Source organism: Halomonas citrativorans (genome assembly GCF_900163645.1).
Lineage (GTDB): Bacteria > Pseudomonadota > Gammaproteobacteria > Pseudomonadales > Halomonadaceae > Vreelandella > Vreelandella citrativorans.
Window position 1 is genome coordinate 73,494 of sequence record NZ_FUKM01000032.1, and the last position, 10,116, is coordinate 83,609.

At 53.1% G+C, this 10,116-nt stretch carries 12 protein-coding genes; all 12 read right to left on the reverse strand.

The window, feature by feature from the left end:
* Positions 1–269: 269 nt before the first annotated feature.
* The 12 genes from hemH to CZ787_RS07600 all read right to left on the reverse strand — a co-directional run bounded on the left by hemH (position 270) and on the right by CZ787_RS07600 (position 10,021).
* Positions 270–1,349: a ferrochelatase gene (hemH, locus tag CZ787_RS07550; RefSeq protein WP_087107789.1), complete on the reverse strand. Its 1,080-nt coding sequence runs from the start codon at positions 1,347–1,349 to the stop codon at positions 270–272.
* 145 nt (positions 1,350–1,494) lie between these two features.
* On the reverse strand, positions 1,495–1,671 hold the full coding sequence (locus tag CZ787_RS18830) for a hypothetical protein (protein ID WP_176372190.1): 177 nt from the start codon (positions 1,669–1,671) through the stop codon (positions 1,495–1,497).
* A 142-nt stretch (positions 1,672–1,813) separates the two neighbouring features.
* Positions 1,814–2,116: a DUF6482 family protein gene (locus tag CZ787_RS07555; RefSeq protein WP_087107791.1), complete on the reverse strand. Its 303-nt coding sequence runs from the start codon at positions 2,114–2,116 to the stop codon at positions 1,814–1,816.
* Between the two features lie 145 nt (positions 2,117–2,261).
* Entirely contained in the window at positions 2,262–2,555 is a 294-nt protein-coding gene (locus CZ787_RS07560; RefSeq protein ID WP_087107793.1) for a hypothetical protein, read from the reverse strand.
* Positions 2,556–2,768: 213 nt separating this feature from the next.
* Positions 2,769–4,154: a replicative DNA helicase gene (dnaB, locus tag CZ787_RS07565; protein ID WP_087107795.1), complete on the reverse strand. Its 1,386-nt coding sequence runs from the start codon at positions 4,152–4,154 to the stop codon at positions 2,769–2,771.
* Between the two features lie 248 nt (positions 4,155–4,402).
* Positions 4,403–4,849, reverse strand: coding sequence for a 50S ribosomal protein L9 (gene rplI, locus CZ787_RS07570; protein ID WP_087107797.1), 447 nt, complete (start codon positions 4,847–4,849; stop codon positions 4,403–4,405).
* A 15-nt stretch (positions 4,850–4,864) separates the two neighbouring features.
* Complete coding sequence (locus tag CZ787_RS07575) at positions 4,865–5,716, reverse strand: hypothetical protein (protein WP_087107798.1); 852 nt, start codon at positions 5,714–5,716, stop codon at positions 4,865–4,867.
* A 12-nt stretch (positions 5,717–5,728) separates the two neighbouring features.
* Positions 5,729–5,956, reverse strand: a complete 228-nt coding sequence (gene rpsR / locus CZ787_RS07580) for a 30S ribosomal protein S18 (RefSeq protein ID WP_009097135.1) — start codon at positions 5,954–5,956, stop codon at positions 5,729–5,731.
* Between the two features lie 33 nt (positions 5,957–5,989).
* Entirely contained in the window at positions 5,990–6,385 is a 396-nt protein-coding gene (rpsF, locus tag CZ787_RS07585; RefSeq protein ID WP_087107800.1) for a 30S ribosomal protein S6, read from the reverse strand.
* 221 nt (positions 6,386–6,606) lie between these two features.
* On the reverse strand, positions 6,607–7,404 hold the full coding sequence (gene rlmB / locus CZ787_RS07590) for a 23S rRNA (guanosine(2251)-2'-O)-methyltransferase RlmB (protein ID WP_087107802.1): 798 nt from the start codon (positions 7,402–7,404) through the stop codon (positions 6,607–6,609).
* A gap of 2 nt (positions 7,405–7,406) precedes the next feature.
* Entirely contained in the window at positions 7,407–9,797 is a 2,391-nt protein-coding gene (gene rnr, locus CZ787_RS07595) for a ribonuclease R (protein ID WP_087107804.1), read from the reverse strand.
* Positions 9,794–10,021, reverse strand: a complete 228-nt coding sequence (locus CZ787_RS07600; protein WP_140398978.1) for a hypothetical protein — start codon at positions 10,019–10,021, stop codon at positions 9,794–9,796. Before CZ787_RS07600 ends, rnr begins: the two co-directional genes overlap by 4 nt.
* Positions 10,022–10,116: the final 95 nt, after the last annotated feature.

Sequence of the window (10,116 nt, forward strand, 5' to 3'; positions counted from 1 at the left end):
TGTGCACTGCTCTTTAACTGCTCTCTCTTAACTGCTCTGTTTTAAGCCCCATGCCTTAAGAACCCTGTCTTAAGCGCTCTGACCAGATTTTAACGAGCACGCTGAAAGCCTTAGAGCTAACAGCGCTTCTTTTAAACACGCGAGGTGATCATAAAGTCGTAGACTCTATAACAGGCCACTGCGTGTTACCAGGCAATCATTCAAAATCAAATAGATAGCGTGCTTATCGTTACCTCATCGCCACTTATAACGCCTTGATTATCGGTTCATTACGCCTGTTGAAGCCAACCTAAAAGCTCGTTATTTACGATGTTCAGCAGCGCCTTTATGTGATCATTACGATCGTTTAAGCAGGGAATGTAACTAAACGTTTCGCCGCCTGCTTCCATAAAGCTATCGCGGATCTCCTCCTTGATTTCTTCTAACGTTTCTACACAGTCGGAGGAGAAAGCAGGCGATAAAATCGCAATATGTTTATGGCCCTGCTTGGCAAGCGCGGCTACGTGCTCGACCGTTGCAGGCCCCACCCACTTTTCAGGACCAAACTGTGATTGAAAGGCGGTATCCACTTCCTCTTGGCTAAAGCCTAGCGTTTCTCGCAGGAGCCGTGTGGTTTTCTGGCACTGGCAATAGTAGGGGTCGCCTTCCATCAAATAGCGCTCAGGTACGCCGTGGTAACTGGCGACTAACCTGGTGGGCCGCGTTTCAAGTTCGGCGTAAACATCTGTTACTGAATTCGCCAGTGCCTGTAGATAAGCAGGGTGATCAAAATAGGCGGGCACCGTGCGAATAGAGGGTTGCCACTTCATCTTCATTAAGGCACGAAACGCCTCGTCATTAGCGGTCGCAGTGGTCGGTGAGGCGTACTGCGGGTAGAGCGGAAAGAAAACAATCTTCTCACAGCCCTTTTCTTTCATCCGCGTTAATACGCTGCGCGTTGAAGGATTGCCGTAGCGCATACAGAAATCAACTTCAACGCTGTCGCCGTATAAGGCCTTAAGTTGCTCCGTGAGTTTTTCGGTTTGCGCCCGCGTGATCGTGAGTAGCGGGCTTTCGTTTTGCTCGGTGTTCCAAATGCTTTTATACGCTTTACCCGACGAAAAAGGCCGTTTGGATAAAATAATTAGTTGAAGAATCGGCTGCCACTTCCAATCGGGATAATCCACGACCCGCTTGTCGGAGAGAAACTCACTTAAATAACGTCGCATCGACCAATAATCGGTGGCATCGGGTGTACCCAGGTTAGCCAGTACCACACCTACTTTTGCCCGAGGCACGGCCGGATGATCACTGGACGCATGGGCCAAGCGGCCTTCGCCCAGCTGGTCCATCACAATGCTATCGGTCATTACGCTTACTCCAAAGACAGCTTCTAATTATCAAAAATCTTAACACTTTTCGATAAGGCGCGGCATAAAGTTATACTATCAACACCATTTGTATAACCACCGGTAAAGTGGCACTCCGCCGCCCGCGCCATATTTCAAATACGCTTTAAGCGCATAGCGGCAAAATACTCAAAAAAATAGAGGCAAGGTGGTCAGAAGCAAAGCGCCTGGGAAGCACGCCGAATAGAAGCAAGTTAAGCGGTTCAAGCAATGCGCTGACCAGGATGCAGCCGAGCCACGATATAAAGCGCTGGGCGACCGGCGCCTGGTAGGGCTTTTGCATACCGAGCCTGCGAGAAGTGATGAATGCAGGCTGCTGTTTCTTTGCCTGTCACCGTATTAGGGTTTAGGCGAGGGTGGGAAAAACGTTACGCTAACTGTTGTGTGCATTCAGTCAATGCACAGAGTGATTCATCAACGCTTTTTTAAAAAACCAGTGGCATTCGTGAGGCTAGCGGCTCGCTGTAATGCGCGTCACGACCAATGACTTCGTCCTGAGGCACATGTTGAACCAGATACGCGCGATGAATACCCGCACGTTTTAGCTCCAAATACACATCATCTAACGAGCGAAACAGCATGGGCTTACCACGTTGGGTGAGCATATGCCGCGCGCCTTCTACATCTTCAAGTTCAAGCTGATAAAAACCACTACCCGAATGCGTAATAACGCGAATTTCGAAATTATCGTGGCTATCGACGAACTGTTTGAGCGCTTTCAGTTCCATGATTCCCTCCTGTTATTGGATACAACAATAGGACCCAGTATGACTGCGTCCTATTACATTCCTGTTACCTTACATTGGCACTTATTGACCAAGAGGGCAACTTTTCAGGAGGTTTCCAGGCCATCAGTCTATTAACACAGCCAAGCTACTGATATTCAGAAGGATCAATCGCCTTACCAAGCGAGTTACGATCAATCCAGTTACCGCCCTTGGTCTCTTTGTAGCGAAATACCACGTTATCGCCGATAGCGACCGGAAGCTCAGCATCTTCTGTTTGGTAGCTGTACTTCTCACCATCAACGACCAGCTGATAGCGATAAAGGTCTGGCATACCCAGCCACTCTTTAAAAGGCCCTTCGCGCTCTAATTCCTGAAGTTCTCCGCGCCCTTGAAGCTTGGGAAGACGCTGACGATTACCACGCCGAAAACCACCTGCCATGAATTACTCCCGTTCGTTCTTTTTCCGTATGCTCAATATATCAAGGGTGTGATGCTGGTCACACCCTCACTCCAGGCTTTGTACGAAAACTGCTTGCGCTCGGCCATACGGCGTTAAAAATCAGCTCAAAATACTCATTTACACATGTAAACTCCGTTTTTTCGCTGATTTTTGCCTTGTCTGGCCTTCGCTCAGCGACTTTTCGTACAAACCCTAGTCACCAAAGGCTGCGCCATAGCTGTCGGGAGCCAGATCTTCAAAACGGGTATATTTGCCGATAAACGCCATATGCACCGTTCCGATAGGCCCGTTACGCTGCTTACCGATAATGAGTTCAGCCAAGCCCTGATTATCTGGATTATCCTGGTTATACACCTCATCACGATAGACAAAGGCGATAACGTCCGCATCCTGCTCGATGGCGCCTGATTCCCGCAAGTCTGACATGACCGGGCGCTTGTTGGGGCGCTGCTCCAGCGAGCGGTTAAGCTGAGAAAGCGCCACTACCGGACATTTAAATTCTTTCGCCAAGCCTTTTAGCGAGCGCGAAATTTCCGATATTTCCCCCGTGCGGTTTTCAGAAAAACCGGGGATCTGCATCAACTGAAGGTAGTCGATCATGATCAGCGCCATATTGCCGTGCTCACGCACGACACGGCGCAAACGCGAGCGCATTTCATTAGGTGAAAGCGCAGCGGTGTCATCAATGAAGAGCTGCTTGTCTTTAAGCAGATTGACCGCCGACGTTAGGCGCGGCCAATCCTCATCCTCCAACTGCCCTGAGCGCACGCGGGTTTGATCAATGCGCCCAAGCGATGACAGCACCCTGAGCATCAGCGATTCAGCGGGCATCTCCATGGAAAACACCATCACCGGCTTATCACTGGCGATAACCGCATGCTCTACCAGGTTCATCGCAAACGTGGTTTTACCCATAGAGGGGCGTCCGGCGATGATGACAAGGTCCGATGGCTGCAGACCCGAGGTCATCTCATCCAAATCACGAAAGCCGGTTGATAGCCCCGTCATTTCGCCTTTCAGGTTGAAGAGCTCATCAATGCGATCAACCGCTTTGGTCAGAAGCTCGCTCATGCCAATCGGGCCACCCGTTTTAGGGCGCTCCTCAGCAATCTGAAAAACCAACCGCTCAGCTTCGTTAAGCAGCTCATCGGCTGGCCGTCCTTGGGGGGCAAAGGCGCCTTCTGCAATCTGATTCGCCGCCCGGATCAGCTTTCTAAGCGTTGCCCGCTCACGCACAATATCCGAATAGGCGCGAATATTGCTCGCCGAAGGCGTATTGCGGGCAAGCTCTGCCAGGAAAGCCAAGCCCCCCACGGTATCCAGGTGATCTCGCTCTTCAAGCGCTTCTGACAAGGTGATGACATCAAGGGGTTGCCCAGATTCCGCCAGATGAATCATGACGTTAAACACCAAGCGGTGCTCATAACGATAAAAGTCATCGGCTACCAGGCGCTCGGAAACCGTATCCCACGCCTGATTATCCAGCATTAGCCCGCCTAACACCGACTGCTCCGCCTCCAGCGAATGCGGCGGCAGCTTCAGCGCTGCCGTTTCCTGATCAGCAGAAGGCTGGTCCATAGCGAGCTCCTTTCAATAGTGCAGCATAGCCGACAAAGACCACTATCTTAATCGGACAAACCGTTAGCAACCACCGGTAGGTCATCGCATAAAGGGTTATTTCTAAACGCTCAGGGCTTTCAATAAACCACTAGCCGCTTGGAAATAGACCTTCTTTAAATAGCACAGGGCTTAAATAACAAAGGGCTTAAATAGCAAAGGGCGCGGGAAATCCCGCGCCCTTTTGGCGTTAATAGCAGCAGCAAAGTTTACTCTGCGACAACTACCACGCGAACAACGGCGTCCACTTCTGCATGCAGGTGGAGGTCGATGTCGTATTCGCCAGTTTGACGAATCGGGCCTTGCGGCATACGCACTTCGCTCTTGGCAACATCGATGCCAGCAGAGGAAATAGCGTCGGCCAGATCACGCGGACCGATAGAACCAAACAGCTTGCCTTCGTCGCCAGCTTTAGACACAAGCGAAAGCTCAATGTCGTTCAGCTGCTCAGCGCGCGCTTCGGCTTCTGCTTTACGCTCAGCCGCTTGAGCTTCAAGCTCAGCACGCTGCGCCTGGAACGCTTCAACGTTCTCTTTGGTGGCCGGTACGGCTAAGCCGTAAGGCACCAAGTAGTTACGACCATAACCAGGCTTAACAGTGACCTTGTCACCCAGGCCGCCCAGCTTACCAATGTTGTCGAGCAGAATGACTTCCATCTCGTAAACCTCTTGTCAATTGCCGCGGGCAAGGCGTGCGCGAATGTTCGCGAATGTATCAATAAGCCCCAACAGCAGCACAATGAGAATCGTGGGCCAGGTCGTGATCAGCAGCACATAAAATGCCACCAGCCACAGCCCGTTCATCCCCTTTAATCCAATATAACCATGCACTAACGCAATGCCGGCAACGAGTAGTGGTATCCAGCCAAGTACTGCTAACGCATGCCCCCCAAGCATCATGCCGACCACACAAAGCACCGCTAACACGGCAAGCTCTTTAGGTGCGAGTCGTAACGCATGAAACTCTTCACGAAACCCGCCCGGGTTATATAACCCCGCTTGCCAGCTTCGCGCCAAGGCTAAACATGCAATCGACGCAATCAGAACCACAAGCCCCGTAACGCCCCCTACCACAATGGCAGCCAGCATTTGGGTATCGTACCCCTGATTAGCCAACTCTGTGAGCATACGATCAACGTCCGGAGAGCCTTGTCGTAGTTGCTCAAGCATTGGCCCCATGTCGCCTGGCAGGCTAAAGATGCCGAACTGTACCATTGCTGCAGCCACGAATGTGCCCGCCAGCAACGCTTCACTCCAACGCATCCGTTCACGCAGGACAACCGCCATCAGCGTTACCAGCAATACGCTGGCCAGCGGAATAACATCGCCTTGCGACCACCAAAAACCGGCGGGTAGCGCCGCTGCGATAATAACCGGTAGCGCAGGTGCAAAACCTTTACGCAGGGTTACCAAAGCAGCAATAGCAGCACCTAACCAAAACAGCCACGGCACTAACGTGGCCAGCGCTGCCCCGCCTACGGCGTAAGGCAGCCCTCGCATTAGCCATCTTGCCAGTGCCAGCATCACGTTAAACGCTTACTGGTGGCTATCGGAGTAGGGCAGCAGCGCCAGGTAGCGCGAACGCTTGATAGCAGTCGCCAGCTGACGCTGGTAGCGTGCTTTAGTGCCGGTGATACGGCTCGGAACGATCTTGCCAGTTTCGGTGATGTAGGCTTTCAGGGTGTCCAGATCTTTATAGTCGATCTGCTTGACGCCTTCAGCAGTGAAGCGGCAAAACTTACGGCGACGGAAAAAACGTGCCATGGATTAGCTCCTTAAAACGTGCAGTGGATAGAATCAGGCAGTTTCGACGTCTGAATCAGACTCGGACTCATCAGCGCGCGACTTGTCTTCGCGACGCGGACGCTTCTCTTCTGCCGGCTTCATCATCGGAGAAGCTTCAGTAACCGCTTCCTTGCAGCGTACAACCAGGCTGCGGATGATGGCATCGTTGAAGCGGAAGATGTTCTCGATTTCTTCGAGCGTCTCGCCAGTACATTCAACGTTCATCAGCACGTAGTGGGCTTTGTGAATCTTGTTGATCGGGTAAGCCAGGTGACGACGGCCCCAATCTTCAAGACGATGTACAGTACCAGCGTTTTCGGTAACGATGCTGGTGTAGCGCTCGACCATAGCCGGCACTTGCTCGCTCTGATCCGGGTGGACCATAAACACGATTTCATAATGACGCATGAGATCTCCTTGCGGTTTGACAGCTTCCGGTGTGTGCCCCGCGCAAGCGAGAACGACGACAGGGAAGCAAGGAGTTACTGAAATGCACTCAACTTACCGCCAAACGGCAATTAAGGCATTAAGCAGAACTGGTGTTCAACTAACGTATTGGTATTTAACCAACGTAAACATCTGCGCCCGCCTGTAGACAAACGGGCGCAGGTATTCTAGTGGGCACAGGGTTAACTTGCAAGCTGGCGTTGTCGTACTGCCTCAAACAAACAAATCCCGGTAGCCACAGAGACATTAAGGCTTGAAACCTGCCCAGCCATGGGTAGCTTGACCAGATTATCGCAGGCTTCCCGCGTTAAACGTCGCATGCCCTTCCCTTCTGCTCCCATTACTAGCGCAGTAGGGCCGGTCAAATCAATCTCAAATACGCTGGTTTGGGCCTCACCTGCTGTACCGGTAATCCATACGCCTGCATCTTTAAGCTTGGCAAGCGTACGCGCCATGTTGGTGACCTGATAAACCGGCACTACCTCGGCAGCACCGCAAGCCACTTTACGCACGGTTGCATTTAGCGGTGCGGCCTTGTCTTTTGCCACAATAACGCCATGTGCCCCCGCGGCATCGGCGCTGCGCAAGCAGGCACCAAAGTTATGCACGTCTGTCACGCCATCCAGCACTAGCAAAAGCGGCGGCGTTGGCGCCTGCCAGGCACGCAGCTTTAACCACAAGGACTCTTCGCCTTCAGGCGTAAGTGGCGGACAGAACGCTACCACCCCCTGATGCGCGGCCCCTTGGGTCAACTGGTCCAGCAGGTCACGCGGCTGCTCTTTAATTCGCGCACCACGCGCTTGCGCCTGAGCAACCACTTCGGCCAAACGGCTACCGGCTCCTTGCTGAACCCATAGCTCGCGCGGCGTTTCACCGCGCTCCAACAAACTTTGCAAGGCGTGGATACCATAGACCTGGTCCAGCCCATCCGGCGTACGTACCGTAGCACGTGCACCACGTCGAGACGACGCCGATTTCATACTTAACTTCTCCTGGGCGCTGACTGACGCGTACGTCGCGGGCCACGACGCGTAGATGGCTTATCTTTCTTGGGCGCAGCGTCGCTCTGGGGAGCGGCCGCCTCATTAGTGTCGCCACTGCGGCGTTTACGCGGCTGGCGGCGCGGGCGAGGCTTATCGTCGGTCAAACTGAAATCAATTTTCCGGTCGTCCATATCGACGCGTGCCACTTGCACCGTCAAGCCATCACCCAAGCGATAGGTGGTTCCGGTACGCTCGCCTTTCAGGCGATGCTTCTCAGCCTCGTAGTGATAATAATCCGACGGCAGCGACGTCACATGCACCAGGCCTTCGACATAGAACGCATCCAGACGCACAAACAAGCCAAACTGGGTAACCGATGCAATCGTGCCTTCAAAGGTTTCGCCCAGCTTGTCGGACATAAACTCGCACTTCAGCCAGCTTTCTACATCACGGGTCGCTTCATCGGCGCGCCGCTCACTCATTGAGCAGTGTTCGCCAAGTTCAAGCATCTGCTCAAACGTATAAGGGCACCATTTACTCGGCGGATCGACCGGCGCTCCGTCAACGCGCACGACGGTATTGGTTTGACGCGGCCCCCGGATGACCGAACGAATGGCACGGTGCACGAGCAGATCAGGGTAGCGACGAATCGGCGACGTAAAGTGCGCATACGCCTGATATGCCAAGCCGAAGTGACCTTCATTTTGTGGTGAGTACACCGCCTGGTTCATGGAGCGCAGCATAACCGTCTGGATAATATCGGCATCAGGGCGATCAATAATTGCCTCACGTAGCGCCTGATAATCCTGCGGCGTAGGCATATCGCCTCCACCCACTGAAAGGCCCAACTCGTTCAGGAACAAGCGCAGCTTATCCAATCGCTCAGGCGTTGGCCGCTCATGAATACGGTACAGCGCGGGCAGGTCGTGCTTATCAAGAAAACGTGCGGTCGCAACGTTCGCGGCCAGCATGCACTCTTCAATTAACTTGTGCGCATCGTTACGCTTACGAGGCACAATTTTTTCAATCTTGCGCTCGTCGTTGAAGATGATCGCCGTTTCAGTGGTATCAAAATCAATCGCGCCACGCTCTTCACGAGCCCCGCGTAGCAAGTGATAAAGCTCATGCAGGTTTTGCAGCGGCTTCACCAGGTCGCGGTGTTCCTCACGCAGCGCATTGCCCTCTTCGCTCTCGTTATCGAGCATCGCCGCCACTGTGTTATAGGTGAGGCGAGCATGAGAGTTCATCACGGCTTCATAGAAGGAGTAGCGGCTAATCGCCCCGGTCTTGGAAATATTCATCTCGCAGACCATTACCAGGCGATCCACGTTCGGATTGAGCGAGCAAAGACCGTTGGATAAAAGCTCCGGCAGCATGGGCACCACCTGCCCCGGGAAATACACCGAGTTGCCCCGCGTGCGGGCTTCATTGTCCAGCGCCGTCCCCGGACGCACATAGTGAGAGACATCCGCAATCGCGACGAGTAGCTTCCAACTGCCTGATTTGGTTTGCCACGCGCACACGGCATCATCAAAGTCCTTGGCAGACTCATCATCAATCGTAACCAGCGGTGTATCTCGCAGGTCAACGCGATGCTTTTTATCTTCCTCCAGCACTTCCGCTGAAATGCCGCTGGTTTGATCCAGCACCTCAGGCGGAAATTCAGCAGGAATATCGTAGCTACGAATCGCGATATCGATTTCCATGCCGGGGTCCATACGCTCCCCCAACACTTCAATCACTTCACCCACAGGCTGCACGCGGGTAGCCGGCTGCTGAACAATTCTGGCCGAAATCACCTGGCCATCCTTCGCCCCAGCGCTGGCACTGTGAGGAATAATAACTTCCTGAGTAATACGTGGGTTCTCAGGAATCAGTATGCCAAATTCCGGCGTATTGCTGCGATATACACCCACCATTGTTTGCGTATTGCGGGCGATTACATCGGCAATGGTCGCTTCGTCGCGGCCACGGCGGTCTGTGCCGCTGATACGGACCAATACATGGTCACCGCTGAACACGCGACGCATCTGGCGAGGAGGTAACAACAGATCCGGTTTTTTACCATCATCACGAATCAAGAAGCCAAAACCGTCCCGGTGCCCCAGTACGCTGCCCTTGATCAAATCAAGTTTATCAATTAATGCATAAGCGCCGCGACGGTCACGCAACACTTGACCATCACGCTCCATGGCCGCCATCCGGCGACGAACGGCTTCAAGGTGATCTTCGTCCTCGATGCCCAGCATGCGGCTCATATTTTCATGGGTAATCGGTTTGCCGTACGTTTCCAACGCCGCTAACAGATACTCACGACTAGGCGCCGGATTATCATATTTTTGCGCCTCGCGCTCGGCGTGCGGATCATCACTCAACGTCCAATACTTCATGCGATCGACATCCTTAATTGCATTTGCGGGAGGCGGACAAAAACAGCAGCGGATAGTCGCTGCGGGTAGGGATAGTCAGCGACTGCGTTAATAGGCAGTAAGCTGAAAAACGTCATATTTTGTTTGGTCATGGGGCCAGTATAGCGCTGCATGTTCCATGACCCAACCACCTTAAGCAGCAATTGTGCGATTTGCGCCATAAAATTATCTTTCAGGTCTTGCATTTAACCAGCACCCCGGTATCATACGCGCCACTTGCCCAGATGGCGGAATTGGTAGACGCGCTAGCTTCAGGTGCTAGTGTCCGTATGGACGTGGA